The sequence below is a fragment of the Seonamhaeicola sp. ABD4_175 genome, from assembly GCF_056160885.1.
In genome coordinates this window covers 430910-457345 of the sequence record NZ_JBSWYC010000001.1, presented here as the reverse complement: position 1 = coordinate 457345, position 26436 = coordinate 430910, and the positions used below count along the sequence as shown (strand labels likewise).

Below are 26436 nucleotides of genomic sequence, written 5' to 3'. Positions count from 1 at the left end.
GCTGCGATTTTTCGCAGCCAATTTTTTTATTACCTAAGTAATCTTATTTTTGTTTTCTACACAAATATGATATGAGTAAAGATAGTAATGATGCTAAACCAAATTATAATGTTCCTAATTTAGAACGTGGTTTATTAATAATAGAGTTATTGGCCAACCACTCAAAAGGTCTTACATTAACTGAAATTATTGATGTTCTAGATGTTTCAAAAACAAGTGCTTTTAGAATAATAAATACCTTAATTTTTAAAAACTATCTTCAAAAAAACGAAACAACCAAAAAAATAACGCTTTCAAGAAAAATGCTCACACTTGGTATTTCATCAATGAATGAGCAAAGTATTGTTGAAATGTCTATTGATGTTATGCGAGCTTTAAGAGATGAGCTTAAAGAATCTGTAATGCTTGGTGTTATATTGGGGTCTAAAAAAGGTACTATTTTAGAGCAGGTTTCATCATCGTACCCTGTAAAATTATTTGTTGAGCGTGGCACCCAATTTAACTTGCATAGTTCGGTTGGAGGTAAATCCATATTAGCTTTTTTGCCCGATGAAGAGTCTGATAGTATTATCAAACAAATGACATTAAATAAGTTTACCAAAAATACTATTACATCAAAAGTTGTTTTTAGAGAACAACTTAAAGAGGTTAAAAAGAAAGGATACGCTATAGATAATGGCGAAGATATTCAAGGTATTCATTGTATTGGTGCTCCAATTTTTGATGAGTACGGTTATCCGGTAGCTTCGTTATGGATAACAGCGCCTCACGGTAGGTTGCCGCATGATGAGTTTCATAAAAAAGGTAAAATTGTTTCAAAATACGCCTTAGATATTTCTGAAAAATTAGGGTATGTAGCACCCTAACAGCAGGTGTTAATAAGTCTTCCTTAAAAGTTAGGTGTCATATATTTTTTTATAAAAAATGGTTGTGCTAATTTCCTCAACATAACCAAAAATACAACAGTGTGTAAATTTTAAAAATTTTATAATAAGCATTAGTAAAATTTCTTATATTTGTTTCAAATAATAAACTAATTCCTTATTTGAAACAATTGAGTTTTTTTAATGCTGTTGGGTTGGATTTGTTTTTCGTATATAAATCTTATTTTTATATTTGAAAAAGATAAATGTATTGTATTAAAAATCATTTGTCATACTAGTAAAGAAAAACAAGAAGTAATATTGATAAATAGTAAAAATTAAAAGTTTCAATAATTAGTTAAATTAAATTAAAATGATAGCAACACAGTACGAAGGAAACAAAACCTTTTCAGTTGTAGAAAAGCAAATTGAAACTCCAGCAGCAGGCGAAGTAAGAATTAAAGTAGCCTATTCAGGAGTTTGTGGTACAGATGTACACATCTACCACGGTATGATGGATAAACGTGTGGCAATGCCACAAACTATTGGGCATGAAATGTCTGGTGTAATTGATGCTGTAGGCCAAGGGGTTAATGGCTTTACTGAAGGAGATAAAGTGGTGGTTCGCCCTTTAGATGATCGTAAAGTTAAGGCGTCAGATAAAGGTTTTAATCACATTTGTGAGGAGTTGAATTTTATAGGTATTGATAGTCCTGGTTCAATGCAGCAATACTGGAATGTGCCTGCGTTTACATTACATAAATTAAAAGAGAATACAGATTTAAAATTAGCGGCTTTAATAGAGCCTTTATCTGTTGCTACGCACGATGTACGTTTAAGTGGCTTAAAAGCATGCGAAACCGCAGTTGTTTTAGGTGGTGGGCCTATAGGGCTTTTAGTGGCTATGGTTGCTAAAGAGGTTGGTGCTCAGGTTATTATTTCTGAAGTTAACCCAACAAGAATAGCTAAGGCCAAATCTATGGGCTTAGAAGCTGTAAGTCCGTTAGATGTTGATTTAGTTGACTACGTAAAAGGAAAAACCGAAGGCGGATTAGCCGATGTTGTGTTTGAAGTAGCAGGCGTTCAGCCAGCATTAGACATAATGACAGAAGTTGCAGGAATAAGAGGTAGAATTGTAATGGTTGCAATACATGGGCAACCTAAACCTGTAAACTTATTTAAGTTTTTCTGGAAAGAATTAAAGTTAATTGGTGCGCGTGTTTATGAAAAAGAAGATTATGAAAAATCAATTGCATTAATAACTGCAAATGAGTTGCCTTTTGAAGATATGATTACAGATGTGCAACCGTTATCAAACATTCAAAAAGTGTTTGAAAATATTGATAACAACCCTGATGGCATGAAAGTTTTAATGGATTGTCAACTTTAAAAAAAAATAGGCAGTTAGTCTGTGTTTCATAATGTAAAACAGATTGATAGTTAACATCAACAAATCAAAAAATTATAAAAATGAGTATTTTAAATAAATTTAGTGTAGAAGGAAAAACAGCATTAGTAACGGGTTGTAAACGCGGTATTGGTATGGCAATGGCTATTGGTTTAGCTGAGGCTGGTGCCAATATTATTGGTGTTTCAGCATCTTTAGAGTTAGAAGGTAGTGAGGTGTCTAAAGAAGTAGAGGCTAGAGGAAAAACATTCAGTGCTTATCAATGCGATTTTTCAAACAGAGAATCATTATATGCGTTTATAAAAGCAGTAAAAGCCGATCATCCTCAAATTGATATTCTAGTAAATAATGCGGGTACAATTTTAAGAACACCAGCGGCAGATCATCCTGACGATATGTGGGATAAAGTAATTGAAGTTAACCAAAACGCTCAATTTATTTTAACTAGAGAAATTGGGAAAGAAATGGTTAATAGAGGTAGCGGAAAAATAATTTTCACAGCATCATTATTAACTTTTCAAGGAGGTATTACAGTGCCAGGATACGCAGCCAGTAAAGGTGCTATTGGCCAGTTAACTATGGCATTTGCTAATGAGTGGGCTGGTAAAGGTGTAAATGTAAATGCTATTGCGCCTGGTTATATTTCAACAGACAATACTGAAGCTTTACGTAATGATCCTGTAAGATCAGAATCAATTTTATCAAGAATTCCAGCAGGTCGCTGGGGTAATCCAGAAGACTTTGCAGGCCCAACAGTATTCCTAGCATCTGAAGCTGCTTCATACATGAACGGTGCTATCGTTCTTGTAGACGGTGGTTGGATGGGTAGATAAAACTAAAACATTCATTATTTTATTAATGACTATTTCAAAACTAAACTTTACTAAACTTTGCTTATTACTTTTGGTGATTACATCTTGTAGTCACCAAAAAGTAGTGGCACAAAAGCCTAATATTCTGTTCATTTTTTCTGATGATGCAGGATATGCCGATTTCGGATTTCAAGGAAGCAAAGATTTTAGCACACCTAATTTAGATGCACTTGCTAAAAAGGGTGTTAAGTTTACACAAGCCTATGTGTCTGCTGCAGTTTGTGGACCATCACGAGCAGGATTGTTAACGGGTAAATATCAGCAGAAATTTGGGTTTGAAGAAAACAATGTAAAGGGGTATATGAGTAATTCATCTCGCTATTTAAGTGATGAAATGGGGTTGCCTTTAGACCAAGTTACAGTTGCAGATTACCTTAAAAAGTTAGGCTATAAAACAGCTGTTTTTGGTAAATGGCATATGGGGCATGCCCATGAATTTCATCCTTTAAAAAGAGGATTTGATGAGTTTGTAGGTTTTAGAAGTGGTGCCAGAAGCTACTGGGCTTACAATAACGAAAACCCATCAGATGAAATAGAAAAACACCTAGAGTACGGATTTGGTAAATACAATGAACAACCAGAAAAGTACATGACAGATATTTTAGCAGATGAAACAGTTGCGTTTATTGAACGCAATAAAGAGCGCCCGTTTTTTGCATATTTATCTTTCAATGCTGTGCATACCCCTATGGAAGCCCGTAAGGATGATTTAGAAAAAGTTCCTTCGCATTTAACTGGTAGACGCAGAACTTTAGCAGCCATGACTATAGGTATGGATAGAGCTATTGGGCGTGTACTTAATAAAATAAAAGAACTTGGGTTAAGTAAAAACACGTTAATTATTTTTTCAAATGATAATGGCGGGCCTTCGGATACTAATCATTCATCTAATCACCCGTTAAGTGGCACAAAAGCAAATCATTTAGAAGGCGGTATTCGTGTACCTTTCTTAATGTCTTGGGAAGGAGTGTTAACGCCAAATTCAATATATAATAACCCAGTTTCTACACTAGATTTATTGCCAACATTTGTAAATGTAGCAGGTGGCAATGCTTCACAAATTGATGGGTTAGATGGTGTTGATTTACTGCCATTTGTAAAAGGAGAAATAAAAGAGAAACCACACAAAACGCTCTTTTGGAAAAAAGAAAACAGAGCAGCCATTCGTCATAATGAATGGAAGTTAATTCGTTTTCCAGATAGACCTGCAGAACTTTATAATATAGAAGAAGATATTTCTGAAGTGAATGATTTAGCTTCAGAAAAACCAGAATTAGTCCGAGAGTTATATAAAAAACTATTTGAGTGGGAGCTTACTTTAGATAGACCACTATGGCAACTAAAACGCCTTTACGAAGGGAAAGCAGCCGAAAGAATGGATAAGCACAGAAAACCAAAAATTAAAAAATAAATTACTAAATATTATGGGGCAAGTTAAAGAATACCAGTTATTTATAAACGGAGAATGGAAAACCTCTGCATCTGGAGAAACTATTGATATTATAAGTCCTTCTACAGAAGAAGTTGTGGCTAAAGTACAAAACGGTACAGCTGAAGAGGCTATTGAAGCCTTAAAAGCAGCCGAAGCAGCTCAGAAAGAATGGAAAAAATTACCAGCACGTACCAGAGCAGATTACATGTTTGCTTTAGCTGATGAAATAGATGCCAACAATGAGCGTTTAGCGGTATTATTAACAAAAGAACAAGGTAAACTTTTAAAAGTTGCACGTTTTGAAGTACAAGTTACAGCGTCTTTCATTAGATACGCTGCAGAAGGAGCAAGAAGAATTGAAGGCGATATTATTCCTTCTGATAATCCTAATGAGCAAATCTGGATTCAAAAAATTCCAAAAGGTGTTGTTGTGGCAATTACTGCTTGGAATTTCCCGTTAGCATTAGCAGGTCGTAAATTAGGGCCAGCATTAGTGGCAGGTAATTCAATAGTAATAAAACCTACTTCTGAAACACCAATCGCTACTCTAGAATTAGGAGATTTAGCTAACAAAGTAGGTATTCCAAAAGGTGTAATTAACATCCTTACAGGACCAGGAAGAGCCATGGGTAATGCTTTAGTAGAAAGCCCAATTACTAAAATGATAACCATGACGGGGTCTACTCCTGTTGGTCAATCAATTGCGCGTGCAGCAGCTAATAATTTAACACATGTGCAGTTAGAATTAGGAGGTAAAGCACCATTTATTGCATTTGCCGATGCTAATATTGATGCGGCCGTAGATGCAGCATTACACTCTCGTTTTGATAACTGCGGGCAAGTTTGTACATGTAATGAGCGTATGTACATTCATGAAGATATTTATGATGTATTTATGGAAAAATTCTTAGCTAAAGTAGCTCAGATAAAAGTTGGAGACCCAATGTTAGAAGAAACAGATATGGGGCCAAAAGTGAATGCTTCAGAATTAAAGCATATGGAACATTTAGTAGAAGTCTCAGTAAAAGAAGGTGCTACTATTGCTGCTGGAGGTAAAAAACCAGAAGGTGCAGCATTTGAAAAGGGTTACTGGTTTGAACCAACGGTTTTAACCAATGTTACCCAAGATATGACTATTGTTCATGAAGAATCATTCGGGCCAATATTACCGGTACTAAAGTTTAAAACTTTTGATGAAGTTATTGGGTATGCCAATGATTGTGAGTACGGATTAGCTGCTATGGTGTTTACTAATGATATGAATACCATTATGAAGTGTAATGATGAGTTAGAATATGGTGAAATTTATGTAAATAGAGGTCATGGCGAGCAACACCAAGGGTTCCATAACGGTTATAAATTATCAGGTTCTGGTGGTGAAGATGGAAAATATGGTTTTGAGCAATATTTAGAAAAGAAAACATTTTACATAAAACATACAGTTTAATTTAGTTTGCTTTACTTATAAATGAGAAAATATAATATCTTATTTATACTTTTTTTGAATTCACTTTTGGGCTTGAATGCCCAAGGTGAATTTAAATGGTTTGATGAATCTCTGCCTTTTGATACGCGTGCAGATTTATTAATTCAAGCCATGACTCTTGAAGAAAAGTGTAGTCAATTTACATCAAGTTCACCTGCTATTGAACGATTGGGCGTACCAGAATACGACTGGTGGAACGAATCGTTACATGGTGTTGCTAGAAATGGTAAGGCTACTATTTTTCCGCAAGGTATAGCAATGGGCGCTACTTTTAATCCTGATTTAATTAAAGAAGTAGCATCTGCTATAACTGATGAAGCACGTGCTAAATTTCAAGTATCCTTATCTATAAATAATAGAGGGAAATATGCGGGTTTAACCTTTTGGTCACCAAACGTAAACTTATTTAGAGATCCTCGCTGGGGGCGCGGACAAGAAACATATGGAGAAGACCCGTATTTAATGTCTAAAATAGGAGTGGCCTATGTTCAAGGAATTCAAGGAAATCATCCTAAATATTTAAAAGCTGCGGCTTGTGCGAAACATTTTGGTGTGCACTCTGGACCTGAAGAATTACGTCATAGTTTTAATGCAATTCCGTCTAAGTTAGATTTATATGAAACCTATTTCCCAGCTTTTGAAGCTTTAGTAAAAGAAGGTGAAGTTGAAGGTGTTATGGGAGCTTACAACGCAGTTTTTGGTGAGCCTGCAACTTCTAGTATGTTTTTAATGGATGAAATCCTTAAGAAAAAATGGGGTTTTAATGGGTACATTGTTTCAGATTGTGGAGCTTTAGGAGATATTCTTAAAGGTCATAAAAAAGCAAAAACAGCCGAAGAAGCTTCTGCTTTAGCAATGTTAGCTGGGGTGAATTTAAATTGTGGTTGGGTTTATAAAAGTGGACTAAAAAAAGCTGTAGATAAAGGATTAATTAATGAAGAATTAATTGATGAACGTTTAAAACAATTGTATTTAACGCGTTTTAAACTTGGCTTTTTTGATAAAACTGAAAGCAATCCATACAATAGTTTAGGAACAGAGGTCATTAACTCTCAAAAGCACAAAGATTTAGCCAGAAAAGTGGCGCAGCAATCCATCGTTTTGCTCAAAAACAAAAACAATGTGCTGCCTCTTAAAAAAGATATTAAGTCATTATATGTTACTGGCGCATTTTCGTCTTCAACAAATATTTTAATGGCTAATTATTATGGGATGTCTTCAGATTTAGTTACAGTTTTAGAGGGTGTCACAGAAAAAGTATCATTAGGAACTTCTCTAAATTATAGACAAGGTGTGTTGCCTTTTACATCAAACTTAAATCCTAAGAATTGGGCACCAAACGTTGCTAAAGAAGTAGAAGCTACTATTTTAGTAGCAGGTATTTCTAATGAAATTGAAGGTGAAGAAGTAGATGCTATAGCTTCAGAATCTAAAGGCGATAGAAAACATTTACGTTTACCGCAAAGTCAGATAGATTATTTAAAAGAAATAAGCGAAAAGAAAAAAGGCCCGTTAATTTTAGTAATAGGAACTGGTAGTGCAGTTTCTCTTGAGGAAGTAGAACCTTTGGTAGATGCTATTGTTTTAATGTGGTATCCTGGGGAGCAAGGTGGTAATGCTGTGGCCGATGTATTGTTTGGAGATGTTGCACCTTCAGGACATTTGCCCGTAACATTTCCAAAAAATGTAGAACAATTACCGCCTTTTGAAGATTACAGTATGAAAGGAAGAACCTATAAATACATGGATAAAGAACCTATGTATCCATTTGGTTTTGGTTTAAGTTACGGAAAAATAACTTTAGAAAATGCTATTGCTAATTCAAATAAACTAAAGAAGAACAAAGGAGATTTTGAGGTGTCTGTAGACATTAGCAATAAAAGTAATTTGAATTTAGAAGATGTTGTGCAAGCTTATTTAGTTCCAGAAGACACTAAGGGTTACCTGCCTTTTTATGCTTTGAAGGCATTCAAAAGAATAGCATTAAAGCCTGGAGAAAAACAAAGTGTGAATTTTTTGATTTCGAATAAGAGCTTTCTTCAAACAAATTTAGAAGGCAAAAAAGAATGGATAAAAGGGAATTACAAAATTGTAATTAGTAACGCCTTACCAAGTAAAAGAAGTAAAGATTTAGGAGCTGCTACACCTGTAGAGCTTCCAATAATATTAAGATAAAAATGAGTACAAAAATTTCAAAAGTAGGTGCACGTTTATTTGAAGTGCCATTACCAGAAGTGATGTCTGATGCAAAACACGGAGATCATTATCATTTTGAATTAGTCACTGTAACCATTACCCTTGAAGACGGAAGCGAGGGTACTGGTTACACATATACAGGAGGAAAAGGAGGTAGAGCCATAAAAGCTATGGTAGACTATGACTTTGCTGTTTTAGTTGGAAAGGATGGAACCGATATTGATGGTATTTATGATTTTCTAGAATGGCACATTCATTATGTTGGTAGAGGGGGTATAGCATCTTTTGCTATTTCTGCGGTAGATATCGCACTTTGGGATATTAAATGTAAAAAAGCGGGTCAGCCACTTTGGAAAATGGTAGGTGGCGTAGATAATACTTGTAAAGCGTATTGCGGTGGTATAGATTTAATGTATCCTATAGAAAAGTTGTTGGGCAACATGCAAAACTATCTAGATAGAGGTTACAAAGCTGTAAAAATTAAAATAGGGCGAGATAATTTAGATGAAGATTTAGAGCGCATTAAAGCGGTAAGAGAATTTGTTGGTCCAGATGTTACATTTATGGTAGATGCTAATTATTCCATGGATGTAGAAAAAGCTATTAAAGCAATTGAAGGATTTAAGCAATATGATATCACATGGTTTGAAGAACCTATCATCCCTGATAATTATAAAGGTTTTGGAGAAATAGTTGATAGAACAGGTTTTCCTTTAGCAATGGGTGAAAATTTACATACTATTCACGAGTTTGAATATGCAATGGAGCAAGCAAAACTATCATTTGTTCAGCCAGATGCTTCCAATTGTGGTGGCGTAACAGGGTGGTTAGCTGCTGCAAGATTAGCCGATAAACATGGTGTTCCTGCGTGCTCACATGGTATGCAAGAGTTACATGTTAGCTTGGTGTCTGCACAACCAAATTCTGGTTGGTTAGAAGTACATAGTTTCCCTATTGATGAATATACAACAAGACCATTGGTGGTAGAAAACCACAGGGCTGTGGCGCCAGATTATCCAGGTGTTGGTGTGATTTTTAATTGGGAAAAATTAGCACCTTTCGAAAAAAAATAAAAACGAAACTAAATCAGACTTATGAGTGTAACTAAATCTCTTTTTGGAAACTACAACGATGTAGATATACAGCAGTTTACCTTATCAAATGATAACGGAATGGCAGTAAAGATTACTAATTACGGAGCTACAATAACATCATTAAAAATACCCGTTAATGGTGAGTTAAGAGAGGTTGCTTGTGGTTTTGATACTTTAAATGGGTATTTTTCTGAAGATTACAAAAATAACGCACCTTATTTTGGCTGTACTGTTGGTCGTTATTGCTCGCAAATTAAAGATTCAAAATTTACCTTAAATGGTAAAACATATACTTTAGCAGATAATTGCGGACCAAATAATTTGCATGGAGGTGCGGTTGGTTTTGATAAAAAAATATGGAATGCAGAGGCTATAACTGTTGAAGGTGCAACTGCTGCTCTCAAAATGAGTCTTAAAAGCAAAGATTTAGAAGAAGGATTTCCAGGAAATGTAGATGTATTTGTAGTTTTTAGTATTAATAATGATAATGAACTTCATATAAATTATGAAGCTTTGCCAGATGCAGATACGCCTTTATCGTTAACAAATCACACATATTTTAATTTAAGCGGATTTTCTGAAAGTATAGAAAATCATACTGCTCAAGTTAATACAGATAAGCGTTTGGAAACAGATGATACAGGGGCTGCAACAGGTGTGATTTTAAACCTTGAAGGTAAAGCAGACGATTTGCGTCAACCAAAGCGAATTGCAGATGTGCATCAAGCTATGGGTGATGGTTTTGAGCACTTTTATGTGTTTGATAATCCAAATTCAGATTTAATCCAAACAGCTTCAATTACAAATCCATCAAAAGATTTAACTTTAGATGTTTTTACCACAGAACCTAGTATGTTATTGTACACAGGAAAATATACTTCAAACGATTTAAAGCGTGAAGATGGTACCCAATTTGGTAAATATAGAGGTTTCTGTTGTGAAACACACCGCTATCCAAATGGTCCAAATATTGAAAATTCACCACGTTCAATAACCAAGGCTGGTGAAACCTTCACAAGCACAACAATTTTTAAGTTTAAAAATTAATTACTAACTAAAACTAATTATTATGATTACAGGTGTTTTATTTGCCATTTTAGCAGGCTTATTATTAGGTTTATACGCATTACCTGAAAAATTTACAAAAGATTATGAGTTTGAGAACACATGGAGTATGTTCTTTGCTATCAATACTTTTGTTGTTCCTAATGTAGCAGCGTTTTTATTAATAGATGGCTTTACAGATATCTTAGGAGCTATTCCATCGGATGTGTTAATTGGTATGATTGTATCAAGTGTAGCATGGGGTATTGGAGCTATGATGTGGGGTAAAGCAATTAATTATATTGGTTTATCATTAGGGTTTTCAATATTTATTGGCACTATTATATTGGTTGGTTCTCTAATACCATTCTTTGTAAATGGCGTACCTGCAACTAATATATTTTTAACAATTTTAGCAGGTTTATTGGTTGTACTTGTTGGTGTAATGGCAAATGGTAGAGCAGGTATTATTCGTCAAAAAGATGAAGAAGGAAACTCTGCCAATGAAGAAAAGAAAAGCGGTTCTATTATTACAGGTATTTTAATTGCTGTAGTTGGTGGTTTATTGGCAACAGGGTTCAGTTTTGCTAATTCTTACGGAGCCGAAATTATAGACAAGGCTTCTCAAGCACAAGGAAATCCTTCATGGAAAAGTGCTATTGCTGTAATGTATGTTATTTATATGGCGGGCGGTGTTGCTATTGCTATTTACTTTGCTCAGCAATTAACAGCTAAAAAATTATGGGGTAAGTTTAAAACACCTCATTTAGGTAAAAACGTAATGTTAACAACAATTATGGGTATTTTTAATTTTGCAGCATCGGTAGTATTTGCTTATGCAGCCTTCAAATTAGGCGAATTAGGAGGTAGTATTGGGTACGCAATTTTTAATACAGCTTGTGTTGTAACTGCTATTGTAAGTGGGTTAATAACTAAAGAATGGGTAAAAGCCTCAACAAAAGCAAAAAACTTTTTATATATAGGTTTAACATGTATGGTAGTAGGTATTATTATTGTAGCTTATTCTAACAGTTTGGCTGCTTAATAATTTTTAAAAAAAAAATATTTTAAAGGCGCATTGTAATTAGCAATGCGCCTTTTTGTATATATAAAGTTAAGTAGTAATTTTTGGTCAAAATTAAGGGGTAAGTAATCAGTTTAATAAAATTTATAAAGGCTTTTATTAAGTTTGAAAAATGAATCATTTGTTACCGTTATTGAAACAAATATAGTGGTTAAGCAAGGTTGAAAATTGTATTTTGCAGCTTAAACTAAATTCACATTAAATGAAATTAAATATGTACCGTTTAGCTACCTTTTGTTTGGTAGCATTAATACTTTCTAGCTGTAAAGAAGAGAAAAAAGTATATGCTGATGTTATTTACACAAAACCAGCAATAGTTAAAGATCCACCAATAGATTTTTTATCACCCGAAGAAAGTATAAAAACTATGCATTTACCTGAGGGTTACAGGTTAGAGCTGGTTGCAAGTGAACCCATGATAAATGAACCCGTAGCTATTGAATGGGACGGAAACGGAAAAATGTATGTGGCAGAAATGCTAACCTACATGCAAGATGTTGATGGTACAAACCAACAAGAACCTTGGAGTAGAATTTCTGTTTTAGAAGATTTAGATAACGATGGTAAAATGGATAAAAGTACCGTTTTTATTGATAGCATTATTTTACCCAGAATTATTATGCCGTTAGATGATAGACTTATTGTTGGCGAAACGTATAACAGACATATTTGGAGTTATCGAGATACAGATGGAGATAATATTGCAGATGAAAAAATTAAACTTTTAGATGCTCCAAAACGAGACAATGCTAATTTAGAACACCAATCGGCCAGCATGCTTTGGGGTATAGATAATTGGTTGTATTTATCAAAAAACTCCATTCGTTACAGATTTACCAGAGGAAAAATTGAAACAGACACCTTACAAGATGCACCAAATGGGCAATGGGGTTTAGCACAAGACGAAATTGGACAATTGTACTACTCTAGCGCCGGTGGCGAAGTACCTGCCCTTGGGTACCAACAACACCCTTACTACGGTACTTTAGAGTTAAAAGGAAAATGGGAAGAAGGTTTTGAACAAGTATGGCCCATAACCGGAACACCCGATGTACAAGGCGGCTTAAAAAGATTACGAGAAGATGGCACCCTTAACCATTTTACAGCAAGTTGCGGACAAGCCATTTATTTGGGTGATAAATTACCACCCAACCTTTATGGCGATTTGTTTATTCCTGAACCAGTAGGAAGATTAATTAGGCGAGCAAAAGTAGTAAGCGTAAACGGCAAAAAAGTACTTAAAAACCCTTACGAACAAACCGAATTTTTAGCATCAACAGATATGAATTTTAGACCTGTTGATATGAAAACAGGACCAGATGGTTGCCTGTATGTAGTAGATATGTACCGCGGTATTATTCAAGAAGGTAATTGGACCCGAAAAGGTAGTTTTTTAAGACCTGTTATTGAGAAAAAAGGACTTGATAAAAACATTGGTAAAGGCAGAATTTATAGAATTGTTCATGATGAAATTCAGCCTTCAAAAGTTGAAAATCTCCTAGAAAAATCTGCAAAAGAATTACTTTCATATTTAGGGCATGCTAATGGTTGGTATAGGCTTAATGCGCAAAAGCTTATTATTTTAAAGAAAGATGCATCTGTAATTTCAAATCTTGAAAGTTTGGCTTCTAAAGGAGATCCGTTAGAAAGATTACATGCATTGTGGACTTTAGAAGGGTTAGATGCTATAAATGAAAGTATAGTAATTAAAGCTTTGAAAGATGATGATGCGCGCGTAAAACAGGCAGCTTTAAGATTAAGCGAACCTTTTCATGCTAAGGGTAACTCTGCAGTTTTTGAAGCACTATCAAATATAAAAAACGATACAAATATTGATGTTGTATTACAGTTATTATTATCATTAAGAGCTAATAAAACACCCGAAGTTAAAAGCCTAATTAAAGAAATTATGGCAGCCCACCCAAATAATGAGGTTATAAAAGTAACAGGCGAAGAAAGTATTAAAGAAGTACCGCCAGTAATTGAACAATTAAAAAAGAAATACGTTTTAGAAAGCTCACATACTAGAAAAAATATTATTAAGGGTTACAAAAACTACAATAATATTTGTGCAGCATGCCATGGTAAAAATGGCGAAGGTATTGATGGTTTAGCGCCAGCACTAGTAGGTTCGCCAAGAGTTAAAGGCAATAAAGATATTACTACCAAAATTATACTTAACGGTTTAACAGGGCCAATTGATGGTAAAACATACTCGGGTGTTATGGTTGGTTTTAAACACCAAGATAATGATTGGTTGGCAAGTGTTTTAACATACGTAAGAAAAGAGTTTAACAACGCATCAGCCGTTGGAGGTTGGCAAGTACAACAAATTAGAAATAGAATTAAAGATAAAGAAGATTATTTTACAATACAAGAACTATATAAAACCAAGTAAACATGCGTAAAAACACCACCACATTTATTTTTTTAGCAATGCTTTCATTTATGTTTCAATTTTCTGAAGCACAAAATATAAAAGGCGAATTAAAAAAATGGCATAAAATAACTTTAGAGTTTGAAGGCCCCGAAACATCAGAGGATGCTGAATATAATCCGTTTTTAAACTACAAGTTAGATGTCACTTTCACACATAAAAATTCAGGTAAAAAATATACAATTCCAGGATATTTTGCTGCCGATGGTAATGCTGCAAACACCAGTGCAACTAAAGGTAATGTTTGGCGTGTGCATTTTGCCGCCGATGAGGTTGGAGAGTGGCAATATAAAGTGCGTTTTGTAAAAGATAAATGGGCTGCGGTACGTGTTTCAAAAAAGTTGAAATCTGCCGGATTTATGGATGATAAAGAAGGCACTTTTGTAGTTAAAAACACAGATAAAACAGGTAGAGATATGCGCGCCAAAGGAAGGCTGCAATATGTTGGAGAACGCTATTTGAAGTTTGCCGAAACTGGTGAATACTTTTTAAAATGTGGCGCAGATGCCCCAGAAAATTTTTTAGCTTATGAAGAGTTTGATGGCACATTTCATAATGACGGGTTTAAAGATGATTTAGTAAAATCATGGGAAGCTCATGAAAAAGATTGGAAAAACGGCAATCCAACATGGCAAAATGGCAAAGGAAAAGACATTATTGGTGCCGTAAACTACTTAGCATCAAAAGGTATGAATGTATTTTCATTTATTACTATGAATATTGAAGGTGATGATAAAAATGTATTTCCGTACACAGATTATAACACAAAAGATAGATTTGACATTTCTAAATTAGACCAGTGGGAAATTATTTTTGAACACGCCGATGCTTTGGGGATGTTTTTACATTTTAAAACCTTAGAAGCCGAAAACCAAGGTTTTTTAGATAATGGTGGCGTTGGTTTATACACAAAACTATATTACCGTGAATTAATAGCGCGTTTTGGTCATCATTTGGCCTTAAATTGGAATTTATGCGAAGAAACTGGCGATTGGCAAAACCCACCACGTACCTTTCCTGTTGATGTGCAAGGGCGTTTAACATTGGCAAATTATGTAAGTGAAATTGATCCTTACAAACATCATATTGTAATTCATAACGGTAATTGGTTTACGGGTGTTTACGGTAAAAACAGCAAGTTTACAGGAGCATCTTTACAAACCAATAAAGCTGATTTTAGAAACGTTCATAATAGTGTTTTACGTATTTTAAAAGAAGCTGGAGCTGAAGGTAAAACGTGGGCTGTAGCTTGCGATGAACCTGGTGATGCTCAACATTCTTTATTACCAGACAACGAAGATCCGGAGCATAATGATGCTAGAAAAAACGGACTTTGGGGTGCTATGATGGCAGGTGCTTGGGGTACAGAGTGGTACTTTGGATATAAACATGCGCATTCAGATTTAACGTGTCAAGATTATCGCTCTAGAGATTTATTCTGGGATCAAGGTAAAATATGCTTAGATTTTTTTAATGATAATAAAGTGCCTGTTTGGGAAATGATTTCAAACGATGCTTTAATTTCAACAAAAAATGATTTCGTTTTGGCTAACGAAGGTAAAACATATGTAGTATTTTTAAAAAATGGCGGAGAAGCTATGTTAGATTTTAAAGATAATACAGGAGAATATTCTGTGCTGTGGTACAGCCCCAGAATAGGTGGAAAGCTTCTAAAAGGAAAAGTAAAAACTATAAAAGGAAATGGTAAGCAGTCTTTAGGTTTACCTCCAAAAGATAAAACAAAAGATTGGGTGGTTTACATTCAAAAAAAATAAATTAAAAAACAATAGTAAAAAAAGGTTAGAGTATAAGTTCTAACCTTTTTTATTATTATGAGTTTTGATTGTATTTATTCTTTTGCTATAAGTATATCATTTTGAACATCATTTAATAAACTTCTAAACGAAAACTTAGGGTTAAATTGATGTGGCATTATACTAATGTTGTAACGTTCATTAGTTTCAGTATAATTCCACCAATGTTTTAATCCAATTTCTAGAAATTTAACAGCTTTTTTTTGTTGTTCTTTGTTATTGGTTTTTCGGTAGTTTTCAAGTGCTACACCACCACGGATTTTAGATGCAAAATAAAGCCCAAAATGCCCCCAAGCCTCAATATCATTTAATTCTATTTTAAGTAGTTTATTTTCAGGATATTTTTCTTTAAATAGTTTAACCGTATTTAATACATCATTACTTTCTTGTTCGGTTATTTCGGCTAATTTTAATGGTGTAATTTGTTTTTTTGTGTAATTTTCTCTTACAAAATCTTTAATGTTTACATAGCTAGAGTCTAACACGGGTTGCTTTATAAATTTATTGATGTCTATAAACTTCCCTCCAACAGTGGTGAAACCTTCTGTGTAAATTGTAGCATCCCAAGTGCCTTGATGAAAACTAGCAAAACGGTTGGCATTGCTAGAGGCTTTTTTCCAGGTTTCTAGTAGTTTATTAGTTTCAGTAATATTTAGTTTTTCTTTTAAAGCATTTTCAAAATAGGTGTCTGGTGTTAATTTGTTGTATAATAAGTTACCCCAAGCCTTGTAAAACAACCATTGTCTTTCAAAAGCATAATTCCACGTACGATGTTCATTTTTTGTAATATAATCTTTTGCAGGAATGTATGTTTCTGAACCAATTATTGCTCCATCAATATAGTTTTGGCTGTTGTTGTTTATAAATTCTCTAATAAAGTCTGGTTGTGACCATCTTAAAACAAAAAAATCTTCATTTCTTACAGTGTAAATGCCTTTGTAATTTTTGGGTTCAGGATTCCAGTAAGTATCGGTTAAAATTCCACCATGAACAATAGATAGTTTAGGGGAAGAGTGACCATGTGACCAGTTAAATTTAAAACCTAAGTGCACATCGTGTTTAAGATTAATGTTTTCAAGGGCTTCACGTGTTAAAATCTCTGTTGATTTACTTACTGTACCTTCACTTGATAAACCAGCAGATAAAGGCGCTCTGTAAAAAAGTTTTGCTTCTCTATTGGCTTCTTTAAGACCTCTAATAATGGTTCTGTCAATCCAGTCTTTTCGCATTTCAGATGTCATACCGCCCATACGCTCTCCTAAAGTAATGCCAATACCAGTTAAATTTGGGTACTCATTTATGGTTTGTGTTACAACTTCTTTGGTGTATTTTTCAATGGTTTCATTTGTTTCACCTTCACCCCAAAAACCGCTGTCTTTTGAGTATTCTGCGCCGCCGTAAGCTTTTGCAAATTCTTCAGAAACAAATATATTCCAATTAACAATGTAGGTTTCAATACCGCGTTGTTTGGCCATTTTAAATAGTTTTTGCCAAAAGATTTGCCATTCTTTAAATTCTTCGTTTGTGAAAGGTGAGGCTTTAGGAAAGTTTTTTGGTTGAACCATAAATATGTAAGGATGTAAGTTCCATAATGAAAGTACATTAAATTTATTTTCAACCATCATATCTAGAAATGCTTCCCAAAATTTTAAATCTCTGCAAGTTTCATAATGCAGCGCTAAGTTGTCACCTTTTCTATATGAAAACCAGGGTAAATTAAACTTAATAGCTCTAAAGTTATAATGAGATATTGTTTGTTTGTTGTTAATATTCTTCCAGTTATTTTTGGTGGTTATTTGCTCTCTAATATCTTGCAGACCATAGATTATGCCTCTTTTGTTATTGGCTGTTAATACGGTTTGAGTATCTGTTTTATTTATGATGTAGCCATCATTTTTAACGCTGTTTTCATTTAAGTTTATAACTAATTGTGCGTTGTCTTTTTGTTTAGTTTCAACTAAGTTTATGTTGGTTTTTTCTAATTGGTTTTTTAGTTTGTTTAAACCATATGGAAATGATTTATTGGTTTGTATTTCAGTATAAAATAAAATAGATTTCGGTTGTTTTTCACAGGAAATAGTCAATAGCAAAATAATTGCTACTGACCATTTTTTTAAGCTTTTTATATGTGACATAATCGTTTGATTTATTTCCATTCACTTAATTCAAAAGCATTTATCCAAATTCCTTTGTTTCCTTCTCCGTTGAAGTTTATGGTAACTGGTGCATTTCCATTAGAAACAAATTCAATAACACTTAACCCTGGTAATTGCCATTGCATTTCTTTGCCTTCGGTAACTTTTGCTTTTTTGTGTTTTTCACCAATTAAAGATTCCGAAGAAATAATAATTTCTTTTTCATAAGGTAATTTGTGAATTGTTATAGATTTCAATTTTTCTTTATTGGGATCCATTGAATCTGAATTGCTACTAGGGGCATGATGCCATGTTGTTAATTTGTAATTTCCTTTAGGAAGGTTTTCAAAAACCAAGTTAACACCTTTATCATCTATAGCTATAGCACCTTCGCCATAAGCATAGCCATATTTTCCAATAACATTCATTTCTCCTAACCAACGTAAAACGCCATCGTTTGAGGCTGCTGATATTTTAGCATTAACACCTTCAAAATTTTTAAAATTGTAGGTGCTTTCAGTGTTATCAGATCCGTACCAAGGTTGCCACCCAAATTGAAGTAATTGATCGGCAGAACCAAGATCTACGCGTTCACTTTTAAAATCATAAATAGCTTTGGCATTTTTTTGAATAATATTGGTGTTGTTAGCAACTAAATTTACGGTGCTGCTGGCAGATTTTAATCCCTTGCATTTAGCAGTAATAGTAATGTTTCCTTCTGTATTTCCAGCTCTAATTAATGCGGGTGCTACAGCATATTCTGTAAACATTGGGTTTGCATTAATGTTAGCATTATCTCCAATAATAGAAGCATCACCTTTTACAGAGAATTGAATTAAATGGTCTGTGTTAAAAACTGGTGTTCCGTTTTTATCAACCACAGTAGCATACGCAACCAAAATATCGTTTCCATCGGCAGTAAAGGTTCTGTTATTATTGTCTAATTCAAGCGTTATAGCATGAGGTTTACCGGGTGTTTGTTTAGTAGTTTCAATGGTTTTTCCATCATTAAAAAAACCTTTAGCCACAAGTTTTCCTGAGTCATAGTTAATATTTTTAAAATGGAATGGTGCGTGGTCTAAACCATCGTAAATGGTGTCATTGCTTGGTTTTAGGCGTTCAATTAATTGTCCGTTTAAAGATAATGCTACTTCATTAGCATTACTGAATACTGTAATTTCTTTGGTGCTTGGCACCCATTCTTCTTGTATGTTTATAAAAGGTTCATCAAGTAATTCTGCCTTATACCACTCTAAATAAGGTCTTGGATCTCTAAAAATTGTCATCATACCGCTTCTAGTACGATCTCTTTTATCATTAGCTCTACTGTGTGTTGGGTGAAAGGTGTAGTAGGCATGCGCCGTCCATGATATTAAGCCTGTCATTAATACGTCTTTTTTATAAGGCGCAACAGCAGCAGCACCTCTGCCACCTTCCATGGCAAAAATAGGTTCGCTGCGGTCCCACAAAAATGGGCCGTATAGCATGTTTGCGTTAATATCAGTTAAACCAGAGGTTTGCCAACCAGTCCACCTAGCACCTTGTGATGCTGTTAAGCGCGTTGGGTCTTCTTGTTTTATAGTATTGTGAACTCTAGGTACGTACCCACGATGGTTTACACCTGCGCCCCACATAACAATAGATGGGTGATTTCTGTGATTGCGCACCATAGTTCTTGCAGATTGTTCAAGGTTATCCCACCATAGGGCTTTATCTGAAATTGAAATCCAAGTAGGTGCTTCTTCGTATACAAGAATACCTAATTCATCGCAAGCATCAATTAAAGCGTCGTCTTGTGGGTAGTGCGCTGTTCGCATAATATTCCAACCATATTCTTTAAATTGCACCATGTCTTTATAATGAAGCGCATTAGGTACGGCATCGCCTAAATACGGGTATTGTTGGTGGCGGTTTGCACCAATAAGTTCAATGGGTTTTCCGTTTAAAATAAAACCTCTAACAGGATCTAATTCAAATTTTCTAAGACCAATACGGTTTTCAACAAAGTCAACTTCTTTACCATTAATTATTACCACACTGTTAACACGGTATAGGTAAGGAGTGTCTATGTTCCAAAAATGAACATTGTCTTCTAAGCTACCTATTTGATTAAATTGGTGTTCTTGTCCTGGCCAAATATCAGCATCTTGTGTAAGGCGTAAAACAACCAAACCATTTTTATCAATTACGCGCGTTAATAATTGGCATTTGGCAGATTGAGCTGTTTCGTTTTTTACAGCTGTTTTTATTGAAATAACGGCGTTTTTGTTTACCACATCAATAGTTGGTGTAGTAATATTTACACCAGAGTTTAAAGTTTCCCAATTAAACGTTACATGTATAGGGTTGGTTTGAACAAGGTAAACATCACGGTAAAGTCCACTAAATTTCACATAGTCAAAAGGTCCTGGGTCTGGTGGAACCATTTCGTTACGTCTGTTATCAACCAAAACAGTAACTTGGTTGTCTTCTCCTTTGGTAACAAAATCTGTAATATCAAAATGAAAAGGAGTATAACCACCAACGGCGTGTTTGCCTACGTGTTTGCCGTTAATCCAAAGGTCTGTAATTTGGTGAGCGCCTTCAAACTCTAAAAACACTTTTTTGTTTGAATTTGAAACCGGAATTGTTTTTCTGTACCAGCCAACATCTCTATGGAAAATTAACTGCGTTTTTTCATCTTGTAACCCATCAAGAGTTAAAGAGGTGAGTTTTAAGGTGTGCGGAATATTTACTGTTTTCCATGAAGTATCATCTAAATTAGTGGTGTAATTTTTAGCTTCAGGGTTGCCTAATTGAAATTTCCACCCTTGATTAATACTTACTTTTGTTCTGTCTGTATCGGGAAATCCGTTTGGTAAATTTTGTGCATTAGTATTTAAAACTAATACTATTAATGTTAAAATAGTTAGGGTTAAATGGCGTAGCATAATGTGTATTGTTTAGTTTGGGAATAAAATTCATAAATAAAACACTTAAAAGCCTTAACAAATGGGTATAATAGCAAAACAAATGTTTTTGTAATTTAAAGTGTTATAGCCTTTAAAGTTTTTAAAATTATAGTTAAACAGGGTTGAAGGTTTGTAAAATATGAGAATTTAAAGGTAAAAACAGGTCAAATACGTCTACAAGTTATTTAATTTTATGTGTAATATATATATTTGGTTTAAAACACTATACTAGATTTAGCTAGGAAAAATTATACACATACAAACCAAAAAATGATAGAAAAACCAACAACCAAAAAACGGTATAATATTTTAGTAATGATATTTATTACCGTTGTTATAAATTATTTAGATAGAACAAACATATCTGTAGCTGCCTTTGCTTTAAGAACAGATTTAGGAATAAATACAGAGCAAATGGGTTGGGTATTTTCAGCATTTGGTGTGTTTTATGCAGCATTGCAAATTCCAGGAGGTGTTTTAGCAGATAGGATTAAATCTAGAGTTTTATATTCAATAATTTTAGTGCTTTGGTCTGTAGCAACGTTGGTGCAGGGCTTTGTAAATTCATTAGCAGCATTAATTGGTTTAAGAGCCAGTATAGGTGTTTTTGAAGCGCCATCTTACCCTATAAATAATTTGGTGGTAAGCCGTTGGTTTCCCGAAAAAGAAAGGGCTTCGGCTATAGCCGTTTACACGTCTGGTCAATTTTTAGGCTTAGCCTTTTTAATGCCAGTTTTAACACTAATACAAGATGCCTTAGGTTGGCGTGGTTTGTTTATAGTATCTGGTATTATAGGTATAATTTGGGCGCTAATTTGGTATTTCTTTTACAGAGACCCAAGAGATCATAAAAGTGTAAGTGATTCAGAGTTAAATTATATTGAAAAAGGAGGTGGTTTAGTAGGCTCAAAAAATAAAGAAGAAGCTCCCAAAAAGAAGTTTACGTGGCACGATTTTAAGCAAGCATTCATATATAGAAAACTTTGGGGTATATACATTGGTCAACTTTGTTTGGGGGCCATAACATGGTTCTTTTTAACATGGTTTCCAACATATTTGGTAGAGTTTAGAGGTTTAGATTTTGTGAAATCAGGATTTTATGCATCAGTACCATATTTAGCAGCCTTTTTGGGTATTTTGCTATCGGGCTTTACATCAGATTTTTTAACCAAAAAAGGATTTTCAGTTGAAATATCACGAAAAGCACCAATTATAATAGGTATGTTAATGACCATTTTTATTATAGGCGCTAATTATACAGATAATATTGTATTTATCATTTTGTTTTTAGCTCTGGCAGGTTTTGGTATGGGGTTGGCAAGTATAGCTTGGGTATTTGTATCTTTAATTGCTCCAAAAGATAACTTAGGTTTAGTTGGTGGTGCTTTCAATTTTATAGGTGGTTTTTCGGTATTTGTTCCTGCAATTATTGGTTATTTAGTTGCCGATGGCGATTTTAGTCCTGCACTTGTGTTCATAGCTGTTGTGTCATTAATAGGAGTGCTTTCATACATTTTTATAGTAGGTAAAGTAGAACGTATTGTTCCAAAAAAATAAAAAGAATTACAGTGAAAATTTCAGCAATAAAAACATTTCCGGTAAACATTGGTTCAGGTAGCCAATTGGTTGTAAAAATAGAAACAGATAATGGTTTACACGGTTGGGGAGCATCAGGTTTATCTGGTCGTGAGTTAGCAGTTATAGGCGCTATTAATCATTACCGCCCGTTATTAATTGGTAAAAACCCTATGCAAATTGGTGCCATTTGGCAAGATCTATATAGAGGGCAATATTTTGAAGGTGGCCGAGTATTAACAGCTGCTATTTCAGCTATAGATATTGCACTTTATGATATAAAAGGAAAAGCACTTGGTGTGCCAGTTTACGAACTTTTAGGAGGTAAACAACGCGATTATGTGCCTTGTTTTGCATCGGTGCGTTTTTCAACGTTAGAAGCACTTTTAGAGCAGTCTAAACGCTTGGTTAATGAAGGTTGGGATATGTTGCGTTTAGCACCAGCAGAGTTTGAAGCTCAAGAAGATATTTGTCTTTTTGAACCAAGAAAATCTATTGCTTCACTAGCCGAATGGATGGTAAAACTTAGAAAAGAAGTGGGCCAAAACGTTACAATTGGTATTGATTACCATACCCGATTAACAGCAGCCGAAACATATTCTTTTATGAATAGAATGCCAAAAGGCACTTTAGATTTTATTGAAGAACCAATTAGAGATGAAAACCCTGAAGCATACGAAAACTTAAGGAAAATGATTGATATTCCTTTTGCTATTGGCGAAGAGTTTTCAAGCAAATGGCAATTTTTACCATACATAGAGCGCAATATTACGCAGTATGCTAGAATTGATGTGTGTAATGTTGGCGGTATTACAGAATCTATGAAAGTTGCTGCCATGGCCGAAGCGCATTATATAGATTTAATGCCTCATAATCCGTTAGGCCCTATTTGTACAGCAGCAACCATTCATGTTGCAGCTGCAAGCCCTAACTTTAGTTGGTTAGAAGAAGTTAACACAGGTGCACACGTATCTACTAATGATCCTAAATATTATCCTGTACAGCCAAAATTAGAAGGCTCAAGATATCCTTTGCCAACAACACCAGGGTTGGGTGTTGAATTTAACGAAGCATTAGCTTTAAAAGAAGGATTTAAACCCGTTGAAATACCACGATTAAAACGTCATGATGGTTCTTTTACTAATTGGTAAATTTTAAATTTAAAAATGACAAGAAATGAGATTGTAAATGGTATTGAAGCCGAAAAATTAGTAGTAGTTATTCGTTTGCAACACCAAAATGAAGTAGCAGGTGCTATAAAAAACTTGGTTGAAGCTGGTATTAAAGTTTTAGAGGTAACATCAAATACACCTGGTTTTTCAGAAGAAATTAATAAAGCAAGACAACAATATCCAAACGTTTTAATTGGAGCAGGAACGGTTATAAATACTGAAATAGCAGAAAAAGCAGTAACAGCCGGTGCTCAATTTTTAGTAACCCCAAATACAAATGCTGCGGTAAGTAAAACAGCTCATAAAAATAACATACCAGTTTTAATGGGCGCTTTAACGCCAACCGAAGTTTGTAATGCGCATGAAGCCGGTGCAGATTTTGTAAAGTTATTTCCAGCAGATATTATGGGTGTAGATTATTTCAAATCTATAAAAGCACCGTTAAATCATATCAAATTATTGGCTGTTGGTGGTATAAATTTAGAAAATGTAAAAGCGTGGATGGAAGCAGGTGCAGCTGGTATTGGTATTGGTGGTGCACTAACAAAAACAGTTACTAATACGTCAGAATTAAATGCTGTTAAAACAAGAGCTGCTCAGTTTATTTCAGAAATAAAAAAGTTTAAATAATCAATATCAATAATATGAGATTTTTAACCCTATTATTAGTGTTTTTAGCACTTAATTGTTCTTCAAAAAAATCAAAAAAACAGCCTAATATTATTTTAATAATGGCCGATGATTTAGGGTTTGAATGTATTGGTAGTTACGGTGGCACATCTTACAAAACACCTAATATTGATAAGTTAGCAGCTAATGGTTTGCAGTTTAATCAGGCTTATGCACAACCACTTTGTACCAACACCAGAGTGAAGCTAATGACAGGTAAGTATAACTTTAGAAACTGGACTGCTTTTGGCATTTTAGATCCTGAAGAAAAAACCTTTGGGCATTTAATGCAAGATGCAGGTTATAAAACATGTATTGTTGGTAAATGGCAGTTACAAAGTTATGATCCGCTTGGGTATCCCGGATCTGAGTACAGGCGAGACACAGGAATGAAAATTAGCAATGCAGGTTTTGATAAATACTGCGGATGGCATGTTGGGCATACAGAAAACAAAGGGTCGCGTTTTGCAAACCCAACTATTTATCAAGATGGTGCTTTTTTAGAAGCTACAAAAGGTAAATATGGGCCTGATGTGTTTGTTAATTATCTAAATAATTTTGTAAACCAACAAAAAGATAATGAGAAGCCTTTTTTTGTGTACTATCCAATGGCGTTAACACACGACCCTTTTTCGCCTACACCAGATAGTAGTATTTGGAGTGATGAAGCTCGTAGGTTAGATAATGAACCTCAATATTTTGGTGATATGGTGGCATATGTCGATAAAATTATTGGTAAAATTATGAGCAATCTTGAAGCACAAGGTTTAGCCGAAGAAACCCTCGTTTTATTTTATTCTGATAATGGAACACATCAAAAAATTTACTCAAAAATGGGTGATAAAGTGGTGCAAGGTGGTAAAGGTTTAACAACACAAGCCGGAATTAAAGTGCCCTTTATTGCAAGCTGGAAAGGTAAAATAGAAAAAGGGCAACAGTCTGATGAATTTGTTGATGCTATAGATTTTCTTCCTACACTTTTAGATGTTGCTGGTGTGCCAGTACCAGAAAGCTTTAAAACAGACGGGCAAAGTTTTTTACCTGTTTTAAAGGGTGAAAATACCAATAGGCGAGACTGGGTATATATGAGTTATAACCCAAAACCAGGAGCGCATAAAGAACATTTAAGTCCTGCAGAATTTGTAATGAACAGCACTTATAAGTTGTATGCCGATGGCAGGTTTTATAATTTTAAAAACGATGTTTTAGAAACCAAACGAATTGATGCAAAAACAGATGCAGAAATTCAATTAAAAGCTAAATTTCAAAATATTTTAGATTCATTAAAAAAATACCCAACCACAGGAAGTATTGAAAGAATTGCGCCAGAATTAGATAGTATAATATCAAAACATGCTAGAATTGATGTAGTAGCTGAAGGTTTTAGCTGGTCTGAAGGTCCTGTGTGGCAACCAAAAGGGCAGAATCTATATTTTTCTGATGTACCAGAAAATAAGGTTTACAAATGGAATGATTTAGACGGTTTAAGCGTGTATTTGTCAACGTCAAAAAACTCAAATGGTTTAGCAATAGATGCCGAAGGAAACTTAATTTTATGTCAGCACGGTACAAGATCGGTTAGTAAACTGGTAAATTTAAAAGATACTTTAAATCCGGTTTTTAAACCTTTGGTTTTTCATTATAAAGGCCAAAAGTTTAACTCGCCAAACGATTTATTCTACGATAAAATAGGAAATTTATATTTTACAGATCCGCCTTATGGTTTAGGTAAAAAAGGTGTTAGTGCGTTAGGTTTTAATGGTGTTTATTTTTTAAGTAAAGCAGGCCAATTAACTTTACTTGATAAAACATTGGCAAGACCAAATGGTATAGCGGTTTCAAACAACGGAAAAATACTTTATGTTGCAGAATCTAATATACCAAAACCAATGATTTGGGCTTATGATATTGTAAAACCAGGAGTTGTTAAAAATAAACGTGTATTTTTCAATCCTAAAGAAATAATAGATAAAAGTACCGCAAAGCAAAATCCAGACGGTATAAAACTAGACCAGCATGGTAATATTTTTGTAGCAGTAGGCAATGGTATTTTAATAATTTCTCCAGAAGGGAAACATTTAGGAACAATTAATACCGGAAGAACAACAGGTAATTGCGTTTTTAATGATGATTATAGATACTTGTTTATAACCGCCGATAATTATTTGTTAAGAGTTAATTTAAAACCATTTTCTAAGTAAAAT

The 26436-nt window shown here is 34.3% G+C and carries 17 protein-coding genes; 15 read left to right on the top strand and 2 right to left on the bottom strand.

From position 1 onward, the window contains the following. Window positions 1-71 precede the first annotated feature (71 nt). The 11 genes from ACXAG4_RS01825 to ACXAG4_RS01775 all read left to right on the top strand — a co-directional run bounded on the left by ACXAG4_RS01825 (window position 72) and on the right by ACXAG4_RS01775 (window position 15691). On the top strand, window positions 72-866 hold the full coding sequence (locus ACXAG4_RS01825) for an IclR family transcriptional regulator (RefSeq protein ID WP_475294372.1): 795 nt from the start codon (window positions 72-74) through the stop codon (window positions 864-866). Between the two features lie 370 nt (window positions 867-1236). After that, window positions 1237-2253: a zinc-dependent alcohol dehydrogenase gene (locus ACXAG4_RS01820; RefSeq protein WP_475294371.1), complete on the top strand. Its 1017-nt coding sequence runs from the start codon at window positions 1237-1239 to the stop codon at window positions 2251-2253. A gap of 86 nt (window positions 2254-2339) precedes the next feature. Beyond that, window positions 2340-3104 carry an SDR family NAD(P)-dependent oxidoreductase gene (locus ACXAG4_RS01815; protein WP_475295229.1) on the top strand — a complete coding sequence of 255 codons (765 nt, stop codon included), beginning with the start codon at window positions 2340-2342 and terminating at the stop codon, window positions 3102-3104. A 103-nt stretch (window positions 3105-3207) separates the two neighbouring features. Beyond that, window positions 3208-4554: a sulfatase gene (locus ACXAG4_RS01810; RefSeq protein ID WP_475294370.1), complete on the top strand. Its 1347-nt coding sequence runs from the start codon at window positions 3208-3210 to the stop codon at window positions 4552-4554. 13 nt (window positions 4555-4567) lie between these two features. After that, on the top strand, window positions 4568-6022 hold the full coding sequence (gene aldA / locus ACXAG4_RS01805; RefSeq protein ID WP_475294369.1) for an aldehyde dehydrogenase: 1455 nt from the start codon (window positions 4568-4570) through the stop codon (window positions 6020-6022). A 54-nt stretch (window positions 6023-6076) separates the two neighbouring features. After that, window positions 6077-8236, top strand: coding sequence for a glycoside hydrolase family 3 C-terminal domain-containing protein (locus tag ACXAG4_RS01800; protein ID WP_475294368.1), 2160 nt, complete (start codon window positions 6077-6079; stop codon window positions 8234-8236). A 2-nt stretch (window positions 8237-8238) separates the two neighbouring features. Next, window positions 8239-9330: a mandelate racemase/muconate lactonizing enzyme family protein gene (locus ACXAG4_RS01795; RefSeq protein WP_475294367.1), complete on the top strand. Its 1092-nt coding sequence runs from the start codon at window positions 8239-8241 to the stop codon at window positions 9328-9330. 21 nt (window positions 9331-9351) lie between these two features. Beyond that, complete coding sequence (locus ACXAG4_RS01790) at window positions 9352-10398, top strand: aldose epimerase family protein (protein ID WP_475294366.1); 1047 nt, start codon at window positions 9352-9354, stop codon at window positions 10396-10398. A gap of 22 nt (window positions 10399-10420) precedes the next feature. Further along, window positions 10421-11440 (top strand): L-rhamnose/proton symporter RhaT, encoded by a 1020-nt coding sequence (locus ACXAG4_RS01785; protein ID WP_475294365.1) that lies wholly within the window; start codon window positions 10421-10423, stop codon window positions 11438-11440. 241 nt (window positions 11441-11681) lie between these two features. Next, a complete protein-coding gene (locus ACXAG4_RS01780) occupies window positions 11682-13877 on the top strand; it encodes a DUF7133 domain-containing protein (RefSeq protein ID WP_475294364.1) in 2196 nt (731 codons plus the stop codon). A gap of 2 nt (window positions 13878-13879) precedes the next feature. After that, window positions 13880-15691, top strand: coding sequence for a DUF5060 domain-containing protein (locus tag ACXAG4_RS01775; protein WP_475294363.1), 1812 nt, complete (start codon window positions 13880-13882; stop codon window positions 15689-15691). 74 nt (window positions 15692-15765) lie between these two features. Here the strand turns inward: ACXAG4_RS01775 and ACXAG4_RS01770 are convergent, their stop codons facing one another. Both ACXAG4_RS01770 and ACXAG4_RS01765 read right to left on the bottom strand, forming a co-directional pair. Further along, complete coding sequence (locus ACXAG4_RS01770) at window positions 15766-17865, bottom strand: glycoside hydrolase family 20 zincin-like fold domain-containing protein (protein WP_475294362.1); 2100 nt, start codon at window positions 17863-17865, stop codon at window positions 15766-15768. An 11-nt stretch (window positions 17866-17876) separates the two neighbouring features. Then, the gene (locus ACXAG4_RS01765) at window positions 17877-20795 is read right to left on the bottom strand and encodes a glycoside hydrolase family 2 TIM barrel-domain containing protein (RefSeq protein ID WP_475294361.1); all 2919 of its coding nucleotides are present in this window, start codon (window positions 20793-20795) and stop codon (window positions 17877-17879) included. A gap of 291 nt (window positions 20796-21086) precedes the next feature. Here ACXAG4_RS01765 and ACXAG4_RS01760 point away from each other — a divergent pair, with 291 nt between their 5' ends. From ACXAG4_RS01760 to ACXAG4_RS01745, 4 genes are read left to right on the top strand one after another with little or no spacing between them, the layout of a single operon-like run. Then, a complete protein-coding gene (locus tag ACXAG4_RS01760; RefSeq protein ID WP_475294360.1) occupies window positions 21087-22373 on the top strand; it encodes an MFS transporter in 1287 nt (428 codons plus the stop codon). Between the two features lie 11 nt (window positions 22374-22384). After that, window positions 22385-23542, top strand: a complete 1158-nt coding sequence (locus tag ACXAG4_RS01755; protein ID WP_475294359.1) for a mandelate racemase/muconate lactonizing enzyme family protein — start codon at window positions 22385-22387, stop codon at window positions 23540-23542. A gap of 15 nt (window positions 23543-23557) precedes the next feature. Continuing rightward, window positions 23558-24193, top strand: a complete 636-nt coding sequence (locus ACXAG4_RS01750) for a bifunctional 4-hydroxy-2-oxoglutarate aldolase/2-dehydro-3-deoxy-phosphogluconate aldolase (RefSeq protein ID WP_475294358.1) — start codon at window positions 23558-23560, stop codon at window positions 24191-24193. A 14-nt stretch (window positions 24194-24207) separates the two neighbouring features. Next, complete coding sequence (locus ACXAG4_RS01745; RefSeq protein ID WP_475294357.1) at window positions 24208-26433, top strand: sulfatase-like hydrolase/transferase; 2226 nt, start codon at window positions 24208-24210, stop codon at window positions 26431-26433. The last annotated feature ends 3 nt before the right edge of the window (window positions 26434-26436 follow it).